Genomic DNA, 21,125 nt, shown 5'->3' on the forward strand with positions numbered 1-21,125 from the left:
TGCTTGCGCGGCGTTTGTCACGGCGCGGCGCGCAGCGCCTCGGCCTCATGCCCGCCCAGACGATCTTGCCAGCGTGCGATAAAGGCATCGAATGAGGCCTGATCGACGAAGACGACGTCGGCATACCACTCGACCGTTTGAATATCGCCGTCCCAAACGCGATTTTCCTGATGCCAGAGGAAGGACGGCCAAGCCTTGTTGCGATAGGCGGGGCTTGCCGGATAATCCGGCGGATGCAGCGATGGGCGGCCCAGGAGTTCGCTCATCCATTGCATGATCTCGGGCAGAAACGTGCTGCCGAAAAATATGCCGTGGCGCTGAACGCGATGCACATCGCGCAACACATATTGCTGGATCCAAGCCAAAGACGGCGGCTGATCGACCTCGCGAAACTCCCGCAGCACCAGGAGCCGGAAACCGCGATCCAGGAGTTGCGCCGGAATGGCCCGGACATCACCGGGCGTCTCGTGTCTGTGCATGGTGATCCCCGAAAAAGGCTCAGCGCCGCTATAGGCGTTTAACGCTCTTCCTTCAACATTTGGCTCATGGCCGCGAGGCGTTCGGAGAGCGCCGCGTCGCTTCGAAACACAGGCGCGATCGCGCGCCGCCGCTCGATCAGCGCGCGCGACCGCGACGACAGCCGCGCTTCGGCTCCGGCCGCTTCCACGCCCTGCGAGAGAGCAACGGCGAGGATCGCTGCTATGTCGAAGGCATTGCCGAGCGTTTGCAGCACCATCCAGGCCGCGTTCGCGCCCATGCTGACGATGTCCTGATTGTCCTTATTGCTCGGGATCGTATGCAGGCTCATCGGATAGGCGAGCGATTGATTTTCTGCTGCGGTCGAAGTCGCGGTGAATTGCGCGCCTTGCAACCCCAATTCGACGCCGATGCGGCCGAGATTGAGGAAAGGCGGCAATTGCCCGTTGATGGCATCGTTCAAGAGAAGATTAAGTTGCCTCTCCATCAGAAGCGAGCATTTGACCACCGCGATCTTCAGCACGTCCAAGGCGAGAGCCACCGGCTCGCCATGAAAATTGCCGCCATGCAGCGCCGCGCCCGTTTGCGCGTCGAAAACCGGATTGTCGGATACGGAATTGAGCTCGTCGGCAATGGCGCGTTCGGCGAAGGCGAGCCCCTCATAGATCGGGCCCAGAATCTGCGGCGCGCAGCGAACAGAATAAGGCGCCTGCAATTGCGTTGGTGCGCGGCTGGACGCAAGGCCATCCGCGTCCGCCAGATGGTCGCGCATCCGCCGCGCGACATCGCTTTGCGCTTCGTGGCGTTTCGCATCATGCAGCGCTGCCGCATAGGGCTCCATGCTGGCGCCGAGGATTTCGATCAGAATGCAGCTCTGAGCGACCGCGCAGTCGAGAAGGCGGCGCGCATAAGCGCAGGCCTGCGCCCCCATGGCCGTCATGGCGGAGGTACCATTCACCAAAGCGAGCCCGTCGCGAAATTCGAGACGCAGCGGTTCGAGGCCGGCAAGCCTGTAGGCTTCCGGCGCGGAGCGCTTTTGGTCCTTGAACCAGCACTGGCCTTCGCCGATGACGAGGAGGCCAAGATGCGCGAGCTGCACGAGATCGCCGCTCGCGCCGACGCCGCCCTTGCGCGGAATGAAGGGCGCGAGGCCAGCATTGAACAGACGAGCCAGATGAATCGCGACTTCGCCGCGCACGGCGGAGCGATTGCCGACGAGCGATCGCAGGCGCCCGAGCATCACGCCCCTGGAAAGCTCCACCGAAAGCGGCTCTCCCATCCCCGCTGCATGGCTGCGAATGAGGTTATATTGCAGGTCGAGCGCCGCCTCGGGCGGCACGGCGACCGTGACCATCGGGCCAAGCCCCGTGGAAAAGCCGTAGACATCGGCGCGTGCCGCCTCGCGCTTCGCGGCCTCAAAAGCCGCGTCCATCCGGCCGAGCGTCGCCGTCTCGATTGCAATCGGCGCCGCGTGCACCATCGCGCGCAGAAAATCGGCAAGGCCGAGCTCTCTTTGATCCGACAGTTCGAGGGGATCCGAAGGACCGGCCGCCGTCATGGCGCCGTGCCTCCCGCCCGCCGAGAGGCCGGATCGAACGCATCAGGGATGGACATAAAGGAAGCTGCTCCGTGCCGGCTCGTCCCAGGTGGCGGGACGAGAAAGCGACATTATAGCAATAGCTTCGTATTCACGACGCCCTTAAGCGCGCTATTTGGGGAAGCGGTAAATTCGTCGCGCGGTTAGAAGAAGGAGCTCTCTAAAGGCTCGGGTCCGAGCCGCGCGACGCGGCGCGCTCTGTCCCAAATCTCGACCGGGCTTCCGTTCATCAGCGACCGCGCAAGCATAAGCGCATGAGCATCGCTCAAGGCTTCGAGAACGTCGGATTTTTTGATGTGTCCGTCGTCGGCGATATGAAACAGCCGGTAGGCTGGAGCTGTTGAAAGAGGGTCTTTGACCATATTCGACTCGGACTAGGATGATCTGCTCTGCAAGGTCGCGATGGAGCGATCTTTTCGGCTGAAAGCCAGCCGTCTATCGCCCCTCAAACGGGGTAGAATCACAAGAATCCATAAAAAAACCGCCGGTAGGCCGGCGGGAGCGGTTGCCAAGGGCCCGGCCCCAAGGGCGGACAGATCAAAAGATCAGACCTCTCGCCAGCCGGGTTTGCTCGGATCGATCAAATGATAATGAATCGGTCCGAAGCCGGTAATGGCGATGATCGCAGGCTCGGCCGCGCTTTTGATCACACCGTCATAATGCGGTGTCTTGGCGACGCGGCGCACAAAGGAGCCCGCTGGGACCGGCACTGTCGCCTCAGGCGCGAAATCCTCGCCGCTCGCCACATACCAGGTCCCCGAAACCACGATGCAAAGACGGTCCGTCTCGTAATAATGGGGGGCGCTCATAAAGCCCGGGTGCCACCGGATCAGCACGAAATATTGGCCCGGCTCGCCGACCGCGCCGGCCATATTGGCCTGTTCGGCCATGCCCGGCGGAAAATTATAGAGGGGCTGCCAGGGGATTTTGTCCCGCGGCGTGATGAGGGTCATCGCCGGATCGACGCCCGCCGCCTGCCCCGCTTCGATCCCGAAGGATGTGGCGGCGACGGCAAGCAGGGGCGCGATCAACAGGTCGCGGCGGTTTGGAATCATATCGCTCATGAATCTTCCCTCCGGTCTTTGTGGCCTCGGCCCTTCAACTATGGTCAGCGGCCCGTTTCGACAAACCATCCATTTTCGGTCTTCGGCGGTTTCTGATTGTCCCGGTCCCGCCGCAGCCAGTTGAGGACGCCCTGCCCTGCGGCAACGCCGGTCGCCATGCAGCCCTGCAGCAAATAGCCGCCGGTCGGCGCCTCCCAATCCAGCATTTCGCCGGCCGCGAAGACGCCTGGCCTGCGCCTCAACATCAGATGTTCGTCGAGCTCAGTGAGCGCGATGCCGCCCGCCGTTGAAATCGCACGCGTCAATCCGAACGGCGCCATCGCCCGCAACGGCAGCGATTTGAGGAGCGGCGCGAGAGGCTTGGCTTCGCCGCTGTGCAGCGCTTCCTGCACCAGACCGATGGCAGCCGGCGACAGGGCCGCGCGCTTGCGTAGAAAATTGGACAGGGAGGCACCGCCGCGCGCCACATCCAGCCGCCCGGCGAGTGTCTCGAGGCTCACATCCGGACAGAGATCGATGTGCAGCAGAGCGGAGCCATCGTGCGCGATCGAATCGCGCAACACTGCCGCCAACGCATAGACTGCGCCGCCTTCGATGCCCTTCGCGGTGATCATGACCTCGCCTTCGACTCTCGAATCTTCAAAAGAGAGGGCTACGCGCTTCAATGGCGCACCCGCATGGCGCGCGCGGAAGATATCCGACCATTCGACCACGAAGCCGCAATTCGCCGGCCGCAACGGCGTGATTTCGACATCGGACAAAAACCCCATCCAGCTCCCATCCGCTCCGAGCCGCGGCCAGGAAGCGCCACCCAAAGCAAGAACGACGGCATCGGCGGCATAGGTGGTCCCATCCGCAAAGCGCAGACGGGTCCCGTCCCAGCCCGTCCATTGCGCGCGGGTCACGAAGCGCACTCCCATACCTTCCAGCCTCTGGAGCCAGGCGCGCAGCAAAGGACTGGCTTTCATCGCTTTCGGGAAGACCCGTCCGCTGCTGCCGATGAAGGTTGCCTGTCCGAGCCCTTCACACCATTCGATCAAGGCGCTCGGCGGAAAAGCCTCCAGCAAAGCGTCCATCCAATGCGCCGCGCCGCCGTAGCGCGCAGGGAAATGCGCGACAGGCTCCGAATGGGTGAGGTTCAAACCGCCGCGCCCGGCCATCAACAGCTTGCGGCCGACGCTCGGCATCCGTTCGAACAGGGTCACGGCGACCCCGGCGCGCGCGATCGTCTCGGCGGCCATGAGCCCAGCGGGGCCTCCCCCGATAATGGCGGCGCTGCGATTTAAGGGGAAATGACTGTCCACGGCTCTTTATGGACGACCGGCGGCCGAGTGCCTAGTCGAGTATGGCTTGGACTGAAGCGCGGTTAACGGACCGCTGTCTTGGCCTAGACAATTGTTGTTTCACGTTTTCCCACCAAGCTTAAACTGACGGTGTGCTTCGGTTTCGCTGGCTGGTTTAGAACTTTAACGATGGCGAATGCGAATTTGTAACGAAACGGCGGGATATCCGCAGGAGCTATGTTCGGGCCTTCGGTGTCCTTTATGGGTCAAATCTTCACGCGTCTGATGGTTGAACACGATTGGCGGCTTGTCGTTCTCGCAAGCGTCGTCTGTTTCCTCGCGAGCGTCGTCGCCATCAGCCTGTTCCACCGGGCCGAAGCGTCCACGGGGCGCGGACGCTGGGTTTGGCTGAGCTTGGATGCGGCTGCGACGGGCTACGGCATCTGGGCAACGCATTACATCGCACTCCTCGCCTATCAGCATAGTCTGGGCGCGGGCTATAGTCTTGCACTGACCATCACCTCTCTGCTCCTCGCCATTCTGACAACCGCGGCGGGCCTTATTATAGCCTTGGGCAGTTTCGGCCGCTGGCACGGCGTCATCGGCGGCGCGGTCGTGGGCTTCGGCATCGCGGTGATGCATTTCACCGGACTGGCCGCGCTCGATCTGCCGGGCAGCGTGACCTGGTCGCTCGATCTGGTCGCCGCGGCGGTCGTGTCCGGCGCGGTGATAAGCGCTCTCGCGTTCTTTGTCGCTGCCAGGCGCAACGATTGGCCCAATACGGTCGCGGCAGTCAGTCTGCTGACGCTTGCTGTCATATCGACGCATTTCATTGCGATGGCCGCCATGCTCTTCGTGCCGGACCAGACGCCTATTTCAGGCGAAGAGCCCTTCTCGCCCGAAGCTATTTCCGCTCTCCTTGCCGGAATGGCGGCGCTCATTCTGGGAATGTGCCTCGTCGCGGCTTTGTCCGATCGCCAATCGAAGGAGAAGCTGCAGCAGCAGAAGGTCCTGCTCGACGCCACCCTGGCAAATCTGTCGCAAGGGGTCTGCATGTATGATGCGGACGGCCGCGTCGTCCTATTCAACGAACGCTATGCGGCGATGACGAAGTTCTCAAGTTCATCGTTGAACGGGCGCCACCTTATCGACCTGCTCAAGCAGCGGGGAGAGTCGGGAGATTTCGAAGAGGATCCCGAGATCTATTACACGCAATTGGTCGCGAAGCTCAAAGAAGGCAAATCCATTTCGAGGATTATCGAGGCCGCTGGCGAACATACGCTGCGCCTCGTCGATCACCCGATGCAGGGCGGCGGCTGGGTCACCACCATCGAAGACATCACGGATTGGGAGGAGGCTCAGGCGCAGATCGCCCATATGGCACGGCACGACGCCTTGACCAATCTGCCGAACCGCACATTGTTTCGCGAAGAACTGGAGCAGGCGCTCGTTCGCACAGCGCGCAATGAGCAAGTCGCCGTGCTCTGTATCGATCTCGACCACTTCAAAGACGTCAATGACTCCCTCGGTCACCCGGTCGGCGACGATCTTCTCAAAGAAGTCGCTGGCCGTCTGAGCGATTGCGTTCGTAAAAGCGACACGGTCGCGAGACTTGGAGGAGACGAATTTGCTATCGTGCAAACAGGCGGCGAATTGCAAGTGTCGCATGCCGCGGCTCTAGCAAGCCGCCTGGTCGAAGTCATGGCCGCCCCTTACGACATCCAAGGGCAGCAAATCGTCATCGGAGCGAGCGTCGGCGTTTCAGTCGCACCAAATGACGGGACCGATCCCGATCAATTGCTGAGAAACGCCGATATGGCGCTCTATTTGGCCAAGGCGGATGGAAGAGGCGCCTATCGCTTCTTCGAACCGGGCATGGATGCCCGCGCCCAAGCCCGACGCATAATGATGATCGACTTGCGCGCTGCCCTCGTGCGAGACGAATTCGAAGTCTATTATCAGCCGATCTACGATCTCGAAACCGATCGGATCATTTGCTTCGAAGCGCTCGTGCGATGGAACCATCCGCTTCGTGGAATGGTCATGCCGCAAAGCTTCATCGCGCTCGCGGAAGAGAGCGGCTTGATCATTCCGATCGGCGGCTGGGTGCTTCAAAAAGCCTGCCAGGATGCCGCCGGCTGGCCGAAGCATGTCAGCGTCGCGGTCAACCTGTCTCCGGCGCAGTTCAAGAGCCCCAATCTCGTATCCTCAATCATTGCGTCTGTTACCGCGGCGGGTCTGGAACCAAGACGGCTGGAGATCGAGATTACCGAATCCGTGCTTTTGCAGGATAGTGAAGCGACGCTGGTCGCCTTGCACCAGCTTCGCGAATTCGGCGTCCATATCTCGATGGACGACTTCGGCACCGGCTATTCTTCGCTGAGCTATCTGCGCAGCTTCCCTTTCGACAAGATCAAGATCGATCAGTCCTTCGTGCATGAGCTTGCGGCGCGGGGCGATTCTCTTGCCATTGTCCGCGCCGTCACCGGGCTTGGAAAAAGCTTGGGCATCGCGACGACGGCCGAGGGCGTCGAGACGAAAGAACAATTGGCGCTGCTGCGAACCGAGGGCTGCACCCAGGTGCAAGGCTTTCTTTTAAGCCAGCCGCAGCCGGCATCCGAAGTCGATAAAATGCTGTCTAACGGAAAGCTGCGCGACGTCGCGTGAGCGCGCTGCCAACATAGAAACCGACGCCTCAGCCCAGAACGCGCTCCAAACTTCCGGCAATCACCGTCGCGCCGATCAACAGCGAGAAAACACCTGCGCCGGCTTGCAGGCATCGGTTGGCGAAGGTCAAGGTGCCCGCCGTGAGCGTCAAAGGCACGGCCAGAAAAACCGACATGGTCCCCATGCCGATAATCGAGCCAAAGCCGAAGAGGAGCAGAAAGATCATGCCGGTCGCCGTGGTGCCGGCGGTCGTCGCCGCCAGAACAGCCATCGCGCCCGAGCCTGCAAGTCCGTGCATGACGCCGACCGCCAGAGGCCGCAGCAGGCTCCTGTGATCGTGATCATGCGGGCTTTGCCGATGCGGCAAAGCCTCCGTGCGATGACTGTGGGCATGGAAGTGCCGCCGATCTTCCTCCGCGTGATCATGCGCGTGAAAATGAATGCGATCGCGCAGCAACCGATAGAAGACATTGAGCCCAAGCGCGATCAGCATCGCGCCCGCGGCAAGCGTCAACGTGCCGGTGACTTTTGCGTCGAGCTGCATCTTGCCGAAGAGGAGCAGGCCGCCAACGAAAGTCAAAGTCAGCAAATGACCCAGACCCCAGACGACGCCATGGCCGGTCAGCCGCCTGACGCCGGTCTTATCCGCGATGAGGCTCGAAATCGCCGCGAGATGATCGGGCTCGAACGCATGCTGGAGGCCCAGAACGAAACCAAAGACAAGCGGCGAGACCATGAGATTGCTTTCCGAAACGTGCTGAAAAATCCAACCGCCTGCCCGCGCTTGCCCTATTGAGCCGCAGGAAGCGCGGCACGCACCCTTGCCTGCCGCAGCCATTCGTACCAGTCGCCCAGTCCCTCGCCGGTTCGCGCCGACAGCCGAATCGACCGAATGTCCGGATTGACCTCGCGTGCCATGGCCTCGCAGCGGTCGAGATCGAAATCGACATGCGGCGCCAAATCGATCTTGCTGATGATCATCAATTCCGCCGCCCTGAACATATGCGGATATTTGAGCGGCTTGTCGTCGCCTTCGGTGACGGACAGAACCACGACCTTGGCGCGCTCGCCGAGATCGAACAAGGCCGGACAGACGAGATTGCCGACATTCTCGATCATCAGCAGCGAGCCGAACGCGGGCCGCAAAAAATCGACCCCGCGGCGGATCATGTCGGCCTCAAGATGGCAACCAGTGCCCGTGTTCACTTGGACCGCCGGCGCGCCTGCCGCCTTGATGCGCTCGGCGTCGTTCAGCGTCTGCTGATCGCCTTCGATAACGTTGATTGGAATCTCAGATTTCAAATCGCGGATGGTGCGCTCGAGCAAAGTCGTCTTGCCCGCGCCCGGCGAGCTGACCAGATTGAGCGCCAGAATTTCGCGGCCCTCGAACCAGGCGCGGTTGCGTTCGGCGAGCCTGTCGTTCTTGTCGAGGATCGCGCGTTCGAGATCGACGGTTACCGCGTGAAGGCCGGCAACGGCTGCGAGCGCGGTAGGCGCTGCATGATCGTGGTGGTGGTCATGGTCGTGATCGTGGCTGTGCAGATGATCATGATCGTGATCATGCGGGTGATCGTGGTCGTGATGATGTCCGTCGCCATGATGATCATGGGAGGAATGCGCCGCCTGCCCCGAAGCCACTCTCTCCATATGATCTTGCTGGCCGGTCTGGAGATCAGTGACCGTGATCTTTGCATCGTCGTCGCATCCGCAGGTCGCGCACATCACACTGTCTCCAGTTCCATACTTTTAATGTTCAGCTCTTCGCCCGCGAGCCGCTCAAGCTTGCGCGAGCCGCAGGCGCAGCTCCCGAAAACCTCGGCAAGCATCACCTCGCCGCCACAATCGAGACAGCGGGCACGGCCGGGAATTTCGATGATATCGAGCGCCGCTCCATCGAGCACGCTACCCTGCGCCACGACATCGAAGCAGAAACGGATCGCATCCGGCATGACGGCCGCGAGCTTACCGATTTCGAGTGTCACGCGTTTGACTTTGCGGCCAGCCGCCTGTTCGGCGACGATGGCAACGATCGATTGCGTGATCCCCATCTCGTGCATCGCGCGCCTCAACAGATACGGGGCAATTGCTCGCCGACAAGCATGTCGACGATGCGCTTGCCGCCAAAATGGGTTTGCATCACGACGCGTCCGGCGGGACCTTGCAACACACGCCCGATAATCGCGCTATCGCGTCCGAGTGGATGCGCTGCCATAGCCGCGCATGCAATTTCCGCCAAATGTCCCGGCACCACTGCGACGATCTTGCCTTCATTGGCGAGATAGAGCGGATCGAGCCCCAGGATCTCGCAAAAGCCTTTGACCTCTTCCCGCAACGGCGTCTTGCCCTCCATAATCTCTATGCCGACGCCCGAGGCTTCGGCGATTTCATTGAGCACGGTCGCAAGGCCGCCGCGCGTCGCATCGCGCATGAATTTCACCTGCGGGCAGGCGGCGATCAGAGCATCGATCAGCCCATTCAGCGGCGCGCAATCGCTTTCGATCGCCGTCGTAAGGCGCAGATCCCCTCGCGCGGCAAGGATCGCCGCGCCATGATCGCCGAGAAGCCCATTGACCAGGATCGCATCGCCTGGCTCGGCACGATGCGCGCCAAAATCGAGGCCGTCGCGAATGATTCCGATCCCGGCCGTATTGATGAAGAGCTTGTCGCAAGCCCCCTTGGTGACGACTTTCGTATCGCCTGTAACTATGGCGACTCCGGCCGCCGCTGCCGTCTTTGCCATCGAAGCCGCGATCTTGCGCAGAAAGGCAACATCGACGCCTTCTTCGATGATGACGCTGCAGGAAAGATACAGCGGCTTGGCGCCGCCGACGGCGAGATCATTGACCGTGCCGCAGATGGCGAGCTTGCCGATGTCGCCGCCCGGAAACTCCAAAGGATCGACGACGAAGGAGTCCGAAGTGAACGCCAGCCGGTCGCCATGCAGGGCAAGATCGGCAAGCTTGAAACGCGCCTGATCTTCGAGCGGCGCCAGCGCCGGATTGTCGAAGGCCTGGACAAACACATCGTCGATCAGGTCGCGCATGGCCTTGCCGCCGCCGCCATGCGCAAGGCTCACCTTCGCGACATGAATGCCGTCGCGCATCTTGCGCTGCGGGCGCAGCGCCGAAAGCGGCTCTTGTTTCGTCATGCGGCATCAGCCGCGCGCCTGTCGCGCAGCCCCTCCAGGTCGCCATATTGATAATAGGCAGCGCAGGCGCCCTCCGACGACACCATCAAAGCGCCGAGCGGTGTCGCCGGCGTGCAGGCCGTGCCGAAGACTTTGCATTGCCACGGCTTGATAAGACCCTTCAGCACCTCGCCGCACTCGCACGCCTTCGGATCTTCGACCTGCAAGGCCGGCATGGCGAATTTGCGTTCGGCATCGAAATTCGCATAGGCCTCGCGCATGCGCACGCCGGAATGCTCGATCGAACCCAAGCCGCGCCATTCGAAAAATTCGCGCGTCTCGAAGACACGCGCGATCGCAGCGAGCGCAGCCTGATTGCCGTCGGGCGGCACGATGCGGCCATATTGGTTTTCGATCTCCGCGCGGCCTTCAGCGATCTGCTTCAAGACAAGCCAAACTGATTGCAGAACATCGAGCGGCTCGAAGCCCGCGACGACCAGCGGCTTTTTATAATGCGCCGCGATGAACTCATAGACCCGCGTGCCGATCACCATCGACACATGGCCGGGGCCGAGAAAGCCGTCGATGCGAAGCTCCGGCGATTGCAGGATCGCCTGCATCGTCGGAATGATCGTGATGTGATTACAGAAGAGCGAGAAATTCTTGACGCCCTCAGCTTCCGCCTGCAGCACGGTAAAGGCAGTCGAAGGCGCCGTCGTCTCGAAGCCCAGGCCGAAGAAAACGACTTCGCGATCCGGGTTGTCACGCGCGAGCGCCAGAGCGTCGAGCGGCGAATAGACCATGCGGATATCGGCGCCATCGGCTTTGGCCTGCAGCAGGCTCTTCTTCGAGCCCGGCACGCGCATGGCATCGCCAAAGGTCGTAAAGATCACGCCGGGCGTCTCGGCAATCGCGACGCAATCATCGACGCGCCCCATGGGCAAAACGCAGACCGGGCAGCCCGGTCCATGAACGAATTCGATTTCAGGCGGTAGCATGTTCGAAATGCCATAGCGGAAGATCGCATGCGTATGGCCGCCGCAGACTTCCATGATGTGCAAAGGCTTCTCGGACGAAATCTCCAGCTTTTGCGTCAGCTCTTTGATGGCCGTAATCAGACTCGCGGCTTTGTCTGGATCGCGGAATTCATCGACATATTGCATGACCGCCTCCTTGCTCCGTACCGCGCTAAAGTATCATCGCCATGAATTGGACCATAAGCATGCTCGAAGTATTCCTTAAACGCATGATCTTATCCAAAACTCCGGACCTTTTTGCGATCATGCCCTAAGCCCGGCCAGACGTTCGCATAGCCGCTATTTCCTGCTGGGCTTCGCCGAGTTCGATCAAAATCCGCAAGGTCTCGGCCGCTTGCGCTTCGTCGATCACGCTCATGGCAAAGCCGACATGGACCAGAACCCAGTCGCCGATACATTCATCGATCGCGCGGTCGCCGATGATACAGGCGATATTCACTTCGCGCTTGACGCCGCTGACATCAACTGTCGCGAGCTTGCGCTCCGCGTCCGAGATGGCAGTGATTTGTCCGGGTATGCCGAGACACATAAATTCACCCTTCCCGCGCTAAGAGCGCCGCCGCCACGGCTGCCTGGCCGAGCGAAAGACCGCCGTCGTTCGACGGCACTTTGGCTTGTAAGAACACGTCGAAATTCTCAGCTTCGAAGCGGCGCGTCAGTTCTTCAGCCAACCAGCGATTCTGCATGACGCCGCCCGAGAGCACAACGCGCCGCGTCACCCGCGTCTCACCATCGAGCGCAGCTTTGCAGGCCAATGTGACGATGGCCTTTGCGAGCCCTTTATGGAAGCGCGCAGCGATGAGGGAGGCCGGCGCGTTTTCGTAGAGATCGCCGAGCAGCGCCTGCCACATGGCCAAGGGCTCGATATAGGGAAGCCCAGTGTCTTTGAGCTTCGGAATCCCGAACGGATAGGCAAGGTCTTCGTCAACCGCCGCCAGATCTTCGGCGGTGACGAGCGCTTCGAGCCGCATCGCGGCTTCGCCTTCGTGAAAAATTTCATCGCGGCAGATGCCGGCCGCCGCCGCCACGGCGTCGAACAGGCGGCCGCAGGAACTCGCCGGCGGGCTATTGACCCCCTGCTTGATCATGGAAGCGACCGTATCGACCGGCTTTGACAGCAGGAAGTCGTGCAACGGCGTGCCGGAAAAATTCATGGCGAAGGCGGGCCAGCCCATTTCCGCCAGAATATGCGCGAGCGCGTTGCGCCAAGGCTCCTGCATCGCCTTGGCTCCCCCCGGCAGAGCCACAGGCTTGAACGTCCCGACGCGCCGATAGAAGGTGTAATCGGCAAGCATAAACTCGCCGCCCCATAAGGTGCCGTCATCGCCTAGGCCGAGCCCATCGAGCGCGATGCCGAGCACCAGGCCGTCGCCTTGTTCGATTCCGTTCTCGGCCATGCAGCTTGCAATATGGGCATGATGATGCTGGACGGCGATGACGGCCAAGTTTTCATCACGGGCGCGCTGACGGCCGAGCTGGGTCGAAAGATAATCTTGATGCAGATCGACGGCGATGGCCTTCGGGCGATGCGCATAAAGCGACTGGAAGAGATCGAGGCTTTTCTCAAAGTCGCTGAGGCGATGCGCATCTTCGAGATCGCCTACATGCTGCGAGAGGATCGCCTGCCCGTTCTTGACGAGACAGAAGGTGTTTTTCAATTCTCCGCCCAAGGCGAGCAAAGGTGGCGCGGCGGCGAGACTTGCGGGCAAAGCAATGGGCGACGGCGCGAAGCCGCGCGCACGACGGATGAGCCGAGGCACACCTGCCGCGACACGCAGAACGGAATCATCCAGCCGCGTGGCGATGCCGCGATCATGGGTCAGAAGAAAATCGGCGATAGGAGCGAGGTCCGTCCGCGAAGTCTCGTCGTCGATGATCTGCGGCTCGTCGGAGCGATTGCCGCTGGTCATCACGATCGGACAGTCGAGCCGCCGGAACATCAGATGATGCAAAGGCGTCGAGGGCAGCATGAAGCCAAGCGTCGCAAGGCCCGGCGCGACATCGTCTGGAAGGTGCAAAGGCCCGCGCGCATCGAGCAGCACGATCGGCGCGGCGGTGCTCGTCAAGGCCGCCTCCTCCACCGGACTCACTTCGGCATAATGGCGGATCACGTCGAGATCGCGCGCCATCAGCGCGAAAGCCTTCGTGTAGCGTTGCTTGCGCTGGCGCAGCCGCGTCACAGCCTCGGCATTGGTCGCGTCGCAGGCGAGCTGATAGCCGCCAAGTCCCTTGATCGCGACGATATGGCCCTTGAGCAGCATGCCCGCCGCGGCATCGACATCGTCGAGCATGCTGAAGGCCGAGAATTCGACCGCGCCGCCATTGAATTTTCCGAGACTGACGCGTGGCCCGCAGATGTGGCAAGCGATCGGCTGCGCATGAAAGCGCCGGTCGCTTGGGTCTTCATATTCGGCGCGGCAGGTTTCGCAGAGTTCAAAGCCCGCCATGGTCGTGCGGGCCCGGTCGTAAGGCGCCTCGCAGATGATCGAGAGGCGCGGCCCGCAATGCGTGCAATTGGTGAAAGGATAGCGGAACCGCCGCGCAAAAGGATCGCGGACCTCTGCAAGGCAGGCGGGGCATGTGGCGGCATCGGGGGCAACCTCGGTACGCATGGTGCCCGGCTCGCTCTCGGCGATGCGGAACCGGTCGTCACCAACGGGCACCTCTGCCTCGCTATATTCGACAGAATCGATCCGTGCGAGCGGCGGGCATTCGGCCCTGAGATCGGCAATGAGCCGCTCGGCAAGATCGGCCTCGGCAGCGATGCGGATCAAAACGCCTTCGGCATCGTTACGCACATCGCCAGCAAGCCCGAGCCGTGTCGCGACACGCCAGACTGTCGGGCGAAAGCCGACGCCCTGCACCAATCCGCGAATGCGGATCTCTGTGGCAGCGGGCGCTTCGATGCTCGCGGTCATGGTGCAAGCCTCGCGATGATGACGCGATTATTGCCGGAATCGGCAATGACCAGTCTGTCGCCACATGAGGTTAGCCCATAGGGCCAGCAGAAGCTATCGCGCTGGGGTGCCTGCCAGCGATTGTCGCCCTTTGCGTGAAAGTCCGGCTGTCCGGCAAGCCGATGCGCCGCGCCGCTTTTGGTGATCTCCGCTTGCGCAAAGCTGAGCAGCCGCGAATTAGCGGTATCGGCGACGGCGATCCCTTCCGGGACGGCCGCGCAGGCATATGGCATGTTGAGGCTCGCGGCATCGGGCCAATAGGTCGCGCGATTATGCTCGCAGGCTGACGGATCGGTCTGGCCGATGAGATGATGGCACGGCGCGCCATCGCTGTTTGGCAGAGCGTTCCAAACCATGATGCGATTATTGCCGGAATCCGAGACCAGGAGCATGTCGCCGCAGAGCGTCGCGCTATGTGGCCAGCGCATGCCATGCATGTCTATGCCCATGCCGCCGTTCTCGTCGCGGCAGGTCATTTCGGTCTGACCGAGAACGAGATCGGCAGGTGTCCCGTTTCGCCGCGGGATCTCGTTCCAGATCAGAACACGGCGATTGCCCGTGTCGCAAACGATGAGGCGCGAACCGGCCAGCGTCACGCCATAGCTCCAATTGAGCGTATCGGCCGCGGGCTCGCCGCCGCGATTGGCAGCGACCGATGTAAAATCGGCCTGGCCGAGGACGACATCGGCGGGCCGATTATCGGTCATCGGCAGGCCGTGCCAGATCAGGACGCGATGATTCCAGGGATCGGCGACGGCAAGTGTGGTCGCCGTTGCAGAGACGCCCGTCGGCACATTGAATGTGGCAGCCGAAGGCTCGCCCTTGGCATTGCGCCCTTCACGGTAAAAGTCCGCCTGCCCGATCAGCGCGTCGGCCGGCGCATAATCCTGGGCCGGCAATTTATGCCAGATCAGCAGACGATGATGGCCCGTATCGGCGATAAAGAGAGGTCCGTCCGGTGTGGCGAGCGCCGCGCCGCGCGGGCCAAAAAGCGTTGCCGCGGTGGGTGTGACGGGTTTTGTGAGATCGAAGCCGCAGACCTCGGAGCCCAGAATAAGTTCAGGCCCCGCCGGATCGAGGAGGGCCAAAGGCAGCGGCGCCGCCGAGGCCGGCGGATAACTCAATTCAACGGCTGGCCTGAGCGAAACGCGCATGATCTCTCAAACCTCGAGTCTGATTTCGACGCGATTGCCGTCGACGCGAACGGGAACGGACCGCAATTGCACTTCCGGCGCCGTCAGGCATTCACCGGTCATGAGGTCATATTTGAACCCGTGAAAAGGACAGCGGATAAAGCCGTCGCCGACGGGACCGCCCGACACCGGAAGTCCGAGATGCGCGCAGGCATCCTGAAAGCAGCTCACGATGCCGTCCTTGCGCGCAAAGAGAAGCGGGGTGCCTTCGACGGCCGCGGTCGCGATGCCTTCTTCCGGAATCGTATCGAGAAGGATCGCAAGCGTCCATATGCCGGTATCGACAAAGGGGCTCGTGAAATTTGCCTTGGTCACGCTGCTCGCGGCGCTTTTGACTTGCCGTACCTGTTTGATCTCGGGGCAATGCTCTTCGATCGCACGCTTGACGCCTGCGACGAAGGTCATGGTCGAAGCCGAGCAGCCGTCGCAATTGCCGAGGAAACGAACCTCTACGGTGTCGGGCGGCACGAAAGCGACAAGCTCGACATCGCCGCCATGCGCGGCGAGCATCGGCCGCACCGATGCCAAGGCGGTGTCGAGCCTTTCCTGCTGGCTCGGCTGAATGAGACCATGATAGCGCAATACGCCATAGACCAATGGATCGCTCGCGGCGCGGCGCAGCGCATCGAGCGCGCCCGGGGCCACTTTCACTTCGGCGATGAGTTTGCGCAGCGCCGCCTTATGCAAGGCGTCGATCGCCTGGCGATGGGCAAAAGCGACCGTGCGCTGCGACTCCTCCCAATTGGCGATCAAAGCCGCGAAGCGCTCGATATCGCCCGTCAGCGAATCGAAGCTTGGCTCATTCTCCGCCGATGGGTGCGCATGCGCGTTCATGGTCGCCTCCCTCGATCGCCGCCCGGTTGACCCGCGTCGGCACCTGAGCAGTCTCAGGCGAAATGGAAACCGGTTCGCCGCCGGAAAGTGCGATCAATCAAAACAGGCTTCGCTCAGCGGTACTTCAAATCCTTGAACAGCACCGGCTGCACGGCGCCGCCGATGAATCCTGCGATCACCGCGGCGATCAGCAGCCCGGTGAATTTGACGAGAACAAGAAAGATCACAATTGTCAGGCCGATACCGATCGCAAGCTGGCGCATGACCTCGTTCGGATTGCGGAAGAGCTTGCCTTGAAAGAACAGGGTGATGGAGGATTTCGCCATTTCAAACATTTGAATGTCCTCAAAACACGATGAGCGCGATGATGGTGCCGACAAAGACGCCGACGGCGCCGGCGAGCGGTCCATAGAATCCGCCCATCATCGCCGCGAGCTCATTACCAAGCGCCTTGCCGCCGATATAAACGCCTCCGGCAACGCCGCCGAGAATCGAAAACACAATCCCGAGCACCACAGCCAAAAGCCCGAGTAACAACGCTCCGCCCATCATTTCCCCCATCTCATGCTTTATTGAATGCCGACGGCGGATGCCACCGGCACACCAGCGTGATCCATTTGCCCAAGCTCCGCTTCGATCTCGACGATCATTTCGTTGACCACTTCGACCTTCTGCGTTTCGCCGAAGGCTGTGAAGACTTCCACGGCCTCGTGATATTGATTGAGTGCCTTGCCGAGGTTCGCGCGATTGCCAAGTTCCGGCCGCTCTACATCGTCTGGAAGATTGCGCAGGCAATTGGCGTAATTGGCGATCGTATTCGCATATTCGGCCGGCGTGGTCGCGCGGGTGCGGACCTTCAAAGCCTCGTCATAGGCGTCGAGCGCGCGCAGGCAATTTTCGACCGAATGGCTTGACGAGACATATTGCAGCGCATTGCCGAGATTATTCTGCAGCATCGCATATTCGCTCGGATGCTCGATGATGTTGACGACTTTCAAGCCCTCTTGAAAGGCCTGCACGGCCAGCGCCTCGCGCATTTTCGCACGTTCGTCCGAGAAAGGAATCGACAGAAAAGCCGTCGCCAGATTGTTTTGCAGGATCGCATATTCCTTCGGAAAGGCTTTGGCGTCGAAGGTGCGCAATGCCCGCTGATAGGCGGAAATCGCCGCGGTGATCGGCGCCGCATTGGCGCTGGCAAGATTTTGCAGGACGAGGCCGAGATTCATTTCGAGCTCGGCCATTTCCTCAGGGCTGCCGTCATGCTTGAGAATGTCGCGCGCGGCTTCGAGATTGCGCTGCGCCTCTTTCAGAAGACCGAGATCGTTCGAAGGCATCGCCTGCAGCGCCGTTGCAAGGCGCGCATGCAGTCTGCCGCGCAAAAGGAAGAGTTCTGCCGGGCAAAGCTCAAGCGCCTTTTCGTAAAGGAGAACGGCTTGCTGCAAATCCTCGGATGTTTTCGGCCGGGTCTGCAGACCCATGGCCATTTCCATCAACATCTCGATTTTTTCGCCGAGCGATGCATCTTCCGCATCGACGGCGGCCAATGCCGCTTTCACTTCGGACTCGGCGCGCGACGGCATTTCACTCACTCCCAGACGCCAATTTTTTTAGGCTCAATCGATGACGAATGAGCTGTCATTCAGACTTGAGGACAAAACTACGCTGGGCTCAAAATCAAGTCTATATTATTTTCGATGTGCAAACTTGATTTGCATTAATGCGAAAAAGATCGCGGACGACAAAGCCTGCGATCGCCGGGTTCGGCCATGCGTCGAGCTTGATGTCCTGCATGTCATCGATCCCGTTCAGGCGAAAGAAGTCGGCGGCATGGATGGCACGGTCGCCACGTGCATTCACCTGTTTGACGAGAAAGCCGCCCGCATCCGCCGAAGCGACCGGAAAGATCAGGAGATCGTCGGCCTCGCGCACCAGAGCGACGCTTAAGACGCGCGGCAGATGTGCATCGAAGGCCGCCGCGTCGATATAGAGATGATCGCGATGAAGGCGCAGCGGCATGGAGCCGGTCTCGCTCATCGCGCCGCGTCCATCTCGCAATGCTGCGCGATCAAAGCCGCGATGCGCTGCGTTACGGTGTCGGCGGCGCGAGCGACTTGCGGCGAAAGATCGAGACCGAAGCCAAGCGAAGCCGCCTCGATCAGAAAAACCGTCACGTCGGCGGGGAAGTCGTCGGCCCAGATTCTGCGGCCTGCGTAAAGCGCGTGATCCCAGCGGAAATCATGCAGCGTATAGCTTGGCGTCGGCCTGTTTTCGAGTTCCGAACCCGGCACTTCGAAAATGGCGCCCGGCTCCGAACCGCTCGAAGATGCGTCGATGACGACGAGCTTTCGCGCGCCGCGCGCCTGGAACAGAATGTCCATCCCGCTCGTGCCCGCATCGAATATTTTGACCGGCGCGCCGGGCGGTTTCGGCATGGCCAAGAGACGTTGCGCGACGATGACGCCGACGCCGTCATCGGATCGATTGAGATTGCCGCAGCCGATCACCGCCAGCATGACGAAGACTCGCCAAGATTCTGCCGGCCGGGGAAGGCAGGCCTTGAAAAGGGACTCGTCAGATGCGCCACAGCCGGCACCACCATTCGGCTTCGACAGGGACCGCCAGTTCCGGCAAATCGCACCATTTGCGGTGCACGAGATAATACATGCACTCCATGCAGCGATATTGTTCTTCGCCATAGGGATGATTCAGGAATCCGCCGATGACAAGCTTGTTCTTGAGGTCGTCCGGATCGAGTGCCCGCAGCTCCTTCAAGATCTCGCCGAACTCCTTTTCCGTTTCCGGAAAGGGCTCGGTTTTGGTTTCCAGGCCGCTCGCCAAAAGCGTGGAAATTTTGTTCAGGACGTCATCGGTTTCCGACATCGACATGGAATCCGTCCCCCAGAAACAATCGACGAAGCCGTGGCCCGTCGCGAAACAGCATTGACGATTCGGTAGCGGATCGCGATCCGCTTTAAGTCATATGTGAAATCGCTTGCCTCAGCGAGACCCAGGTTTGAAAGAAAGGTTCGTCACCCCAATTTGGGGATTATCGACCGCTAGAAAGAGTATCGAGATCCTTTTCCCTGTCGAGACGGAAAAAAGGATCTCGCTTAAACGTTAGATCATTTCACTTCCCCCGCCGACACGCGTATATCGGCGAGACTGGCAGCATGGAGAGCGAGGCCCTCGCTCTCCCGCTAAAAGCCCGTCATGCCGTGCGGAAGCGCGCAAGTTCCTCGCCGGTTTTCGCATCATGCGCATGCACGGTGCAAACCAGACACGAGTCGTAGGAGCGAGCCACATGCCCGACTTCGACGGGATCGTGCGGATCCTTGATCGGCGTGCCGATCAAAGCCTCTTCGATCGGCCCCCGCTCGCTGGTTCCGGCGCGCGGCCCGACATTCCAGGTGGTCGGTGCGATCATCTGGTAGTTTTTGATCTTGCCGCCCTGGACTTCGATCCAGTGACACAGTGCGCCGCGAATGGCTTCCGTCGCGCCCCAGCCGCGACCGTCCTTTTCGGTAGGCTTGATGTACCATTCGTCGTTCAGGCGCAATTCGCGCAGCACATGTTCGATCTCGCGATAGATCTTCGCGCCTTCGTGCATGCGGGCGAAATGGCGCAGAGCCACGCTGGCGCCGCCCATCTTCTTATACATGTCGAGCACCAAAGGATCGTGCCATTGGAAGCTTTCGCCATGCGTGCCGCCGGCGACGAGCTGGCGAGCGAGCGGACCCGCTTCGAGACGGCCATTGTCGACATGGGAGACCGCGGTCGCCCAAGAATATTTCCCGGCATGGTCGAGATCGTTCTTGGCGATCGGCTTCGTCGTGCGGTCGAAAGGATGCACTGGGCTGGTGCCTTCGTCATACCACGCATGCATCGTATCCTCACGCGTAAACCCTTGCTCCATGAGCTTATGCGTGTCGGTCGCGCCGTCATAGACGCCGCTCTTCATGATCATTGCCGCATTGCGGCCGTCGATCGTCGGCTTATTGTACTTGTCTTCATGCGGGAGATAACCCCAGGTCACATATTTGCCGTGGCCCTTGCCATATTTGTCGAGGCCGATGTCGAGGCTCATGCGCCAGAACAGGCCGAGATCGGAATTGGCATGTTCGGGACGTTCGTCGAGCCAGGCCAGGAAGTCGTCATAGCTCTTGATCTGCTCGTAGCGTTCGAGCGAGCAGCCGAGCCAGACCGGCTCCAGCCAGTTGCGGCGGAAATGTTCGAGGATCGACCATGCGCGGGTGACATCGGTCAAAGTCGGCGCGCACATGACGCCGCCCGGAACCATATAGCTCGAATGCGGCCATTGCCCGCCGAGCAGCGCGTAGATCTCGACCGGGCGGCCGGAGATGGTCACGCCGAGCTCGTAATTGGTGCCGGTGAAGGGCGCCCAGCGCTTCACCGCTTCTTCGTAATATTTGCTGCCGGAATAGGCCTTGTTCGTATAGTCGATCATGAACAGGCCGTAGTGATGGCGCGGCAGGCTCTGGATCGATTCGGTCAATTGCCCGAGGTTGCGGGCGAGGATCGCGTTGCGCGGCACTGTCGTGCCCCACGCCGTGTCGAGCGCCCAGGCGGCGCAGGTCAGATGCGAGGCGCCGCAGATGCCGCAAGCGCGGGGCGTGACGACGAGACCCGCTTGCGGGTCCTTGTCACGCAGAATGATCTCGAAGCCGCGAAACAATTCGGCTTGAGTCCAGGCATTGACGACGACTCCATTCTGGATGTCGACGCGGACGTCGAGGTCGCCTTCGACGCGGCCGACCGGTGAAATATCGAGCGTCTGAACGGCTGCTTCAGCCATGATGCTTACTCCTTGGAAATAGGAAGGCGGCGCTAAAGCATTTTCAGGCGAAGTGGATTCCGGTTCGCCGTCCGAA

Annotated in this window: 22 protein-coding genes; 1 reads left to right on the top strand and 21 read right to left on the bottom strand. The window is 61.0% G+C overall.

The annotated features are described in order from the left end of the window. Window positions 1-17: 17 nt before the first annotated feature. From A3OQ_RS0118135 to A3OQ_RS0118155, 5 genes are all read right to left on the bottom strand, one after another. On the bottom strand, window positions 18-479 hold the full coding sequence (locus A3OQ_RS0118135) for a hypothetical protein (protein ID WP_020176851.1): 462 nt from the start codon (window positions 477-479) through the stop codon (window positions 18-20). A 38-nt stretch (window positions 480-517) separates the two neighbouring features. Beyond that, window positions 518-2,035 carry an HAL/PAL/TAL family ammonia-lyase gene (locus A3OQ_RS0118140; RefSeq protein ID WP_020176852.1) on the bottom strand — a complete coding sequence of 506 codons (1,518 nt, stop codon included), beginning with the start codon at window positions 2,033-2,035 and terminating at the stop codon, window positions 518-520. Window positions 2,036-2,217: 182 nt separating this feature from the next. Beyond that, a complete protein-coding gene (locus A3OQ_RS22965; RefSeq protein ID WP_020176853.1) occupies window positions 2,218-2,436 on the bottom strand; it encodes a hypothetical protein in 219 nt (72 codons plus the stop codon). A gap of 183 nt (window positions 2,437-2,619) precedes the next feature. Next, window positions 2,620-3,138: a cupin domain-containing protein gene (locus A3OQ_RS0118150; protein WP_020176854.1), complete on the bottom strand. Its 519-nt coding sequence runs from the start codon at window positions 3,136-3,138 to the stop codon at window positions 2,620-2,622. 44 nt (window positions 3,139-3,182) lie between these two features. Then, window positions 3,183-4,406 carry a BaiN/RdsA family NAD(P)/FAD-dependent oxidoreductase gene (locus tag A3OQ_RS0118155; RefSeq protein WP_425280306.1) on the bottom strand — a complete coding sequence of 408 codons (1,224 nt, stop codon included), beginning with the start codon at window positions 4,404-4,406 and terminating at the stop codon, window positions 3,183-3,185. A 252-nt stretch (window positions 4,407-4,658) separates the two neighbouring features. On the opposite strand from A3OQ_RS0118155, the gene A3OQ_RS0118160 reads away from it, so the two are divergent. Then, a complete protein-coding gene (locus tag A3OQ_RS0118160; protein ID WP_020176856.1) occupies window positions 4,659-7,088 on the top strand; it encodes a bifunctional diguanylate cyclase/phosphodiesterase in 2,430 nt (809 codons plus the stop codon). Window positions 7,089-7,116: 28 nt separating this feature from the next. Here A3OQ_RS0118160 and A3OQ_RS0118165 read toward each other — a convergent pair whose 3' ends face one another. From A3OQ_RS0118165 to A3OQ_RS0118245, 16 genes are all read right to left on the bottom strand, one after another. Continuing rightward, the gene (locus A3OQ_RS0118165; RefSeq protein ID WP_020176857.1) at window positions 7,117-7,824 is read right to left on the bottom strand and encodes a HoxN/HupN/NixA family nickel/cobalt transporter; all 708 of its coding nucleotides are present in this window, start codon (window positions 7,822-7,824) and stop codon (window positions 7,117-7,119) included. A gap of 53 nt (window positions 7,825-7,877) precedes the next feature. Then, on the bottom strand, window positions 7,878-8,810 hold the full coding sequence (gene hypB / locus A3OQ_RS0118170) for a hydrogenase nickel incorporation protein HypB (protein WP_020176858.1): 933 nt from the start codon (window positions 8,808-8,810) through the stop codon (window positions 7,878-7,880). Then, window positions 8,810-9,145 (bottom strand): hydrogenase maturation nickel metallochaperone HypA, encoded by a 336-nt coding sequence (gene hypA / locus A3OQ_RS0118175; protein ID WP_020176859.1) that lies wholly within the window; start codon window positions 9,143-9,145, stop codon window positions 8,810-8,812. Before hypA ends, hypB begins: the two co-directional genes overlap by 1 nt. A gap of 8 nt (window positions 9,146-9,153) precedes the next feature. Continuing rightward, window positions 9,154-10,236 carry a hydrogenase expression/formation protein HypE gene (hypE, locus tag A3OQ_RS0118180; RefSeq protein WP_020176860.1) on the bottom strand — a complete coding sequence of 361 codons (1,083 nt, stop codon included), beginning with the start codon at window positions 10,234-10,236 and terminating at the stop codon, window positions 9,154-9,156. Then, entirely contained in the window at window positions 10,233-11,378 is a 1,146-nt protein-coding gene (gene hypD, locus A3OQ_RS0118185; RefSeq protein WP_020176861.1) for a hydrogenase formation protein HypD, read from the bottom strand. Before hypD ends, hypE begins: the two co-directional genes overlap by 4 nt. 124 nt (window positions 11,379-11,502) lie before the next feature. Beyond that, on the bottom strand, window positions 11,503-11,781 hold the full coding sequence (locus A3OQ_RS0118195; RefSeq protein ID WP_020176863.1) for a HypC/HybG/HupF family hydrogenase formation chaperone: 279 nt from the start codon (window positions 11,779-11,781) through the stop codon (window positions 11,503-11,505). A 4-nt stretch (window positions 11,782-11,785) separates the two neighbouring features. Further along, on the bottom strand, window positions 11,786-14,170 hold the full coding sequence (hypF, locus tag A3OQ_RS0118200; protein ID WP_020176864.1) for a carbamoyltransferase HypF: 2,385 nt from the start codon (window positions 14,168-14,170) through the stop codon (window positions 11,786-11,788). After that, a complete protein-coding gene (locus A3OQ_RS0118205) occupies window positions 14,167-15,363 on the bottom strand; it encodes an NHL repeat-containing protein (RefSeq protein WP_020176865.1) in 1,197 nt (398 codons plus the stop codon). Before A3OQ_RS0118205 ends, hypF begins: the two co-directional genes overlap by 4 nt. Window positions 15,364-15,369: 6 nt before the next feature. Further along, window positions 15,370-16,236, bottom strand: a complete 867-nt coding sequence (locus A3OQ_RS0118210) for a NifU family protein (protein ID WP_020176866.1) — start codon at window positions 16,234-16,236, stop codon at window positions 15,370-15,372. Window positions 16,237-16,349: 113 nt separating this feature from the next. After that, on the bottom strand, window positions 16,350-16,571 hold the full coding sequence (locus tag A3OQ_RS0118215) for a hypothetical protein (protein ID WP_020176867.1): 222 nt from the start codon (window positions 16,569-16,571) through the stop codon (window positions 16,350-16,352). Between the two features lie 10 nt (window positions 16,572-16,581). After that, the gene (locus A3OQ_RS0118220) at window positions 16,582-16,788 is read right to left on the bottom strand and encodes a hypothetical protein (protein WP_152428520.1); all 207 of its coding nucleotides are present in this window, start codon (window positions 16,786-16,788) and stop codon (window positions 16,582-16,584) included. Window positions 16,789-16,805: 17 nt separating this feature from the next. After that, window positions 16,806-17,816 (bottom strand): tetratricopeptide repeat protein, encoded by a 1,011-nt coding sequence (locus A3OQ_RS0118225; RefSeq protein WP_020176869.1) that lies wholly within the window; start codon window positions 17,814-17,816, stop codon window positions 16,806-16,808. 100 nt (window positions 17,817-17,916) lie between these two features. Next, window positions 17,917-18,270 (bottom strand): hypothetical protein, encoded by a 354-nt coding sequence (locus tag A3OQ_RS22970; protein WP_020176870.1) that lies wholly within the window; start codon window positions 18,268-18,270, stop codon window positions 17,917-17,919. Further along, entirely contained in the window at window positions 18,267-18,749 is a 483-nt protein-coding gene (locus tag A3OQ_RS0118235) for a hydrogenase maturation protease (RefSeq protein WP_020176871.1), read from the bottom strand. The genes A3OQ_RS22970 and A3OQ_RS0118235 overlap by 4 nt, the downstream gene beginning before the upstream one ends. A gap of 58 nt (window positions 18,750-18,807) precedes the next feature. Then, entirely contained in the window at window positions 18,808-19,122 is a 315-nt protein-coding gene (locus A3OQ_RS0118240; RefSeq protein ID WP_020176872.1) for a hypothetical protein, read from the bottom strand. A 322-nt stretch (window positions 19,123-19,444) separates the two neighbouring features. Beyond that, window positions 19,445-21,049 (bottom strand): nickel-dependent hydrogenase large subunit, encoded by a 1,605-nt coding sequence (locus tag A3OQ_RS0118245; RefSeq protein WP_020176873.1) that lies wholly within the window; start codon window positions 21,047-21,049, stop codon window positions 19,445-19,447. Window positions 21,050-21,125 lie beyond the last annotated feature (76 nt).

This window comes from Methyloferula stellata AR4 (assembly GCF_000385335.1).
In the GTDB taxonomy this organism is placed as follows: Bacteria; Pseudomonadota; Alphaproteobacteria; order Rhizobiales; family Beijerinckiaceae; genus Methyloferula; species Methyloferula stellata.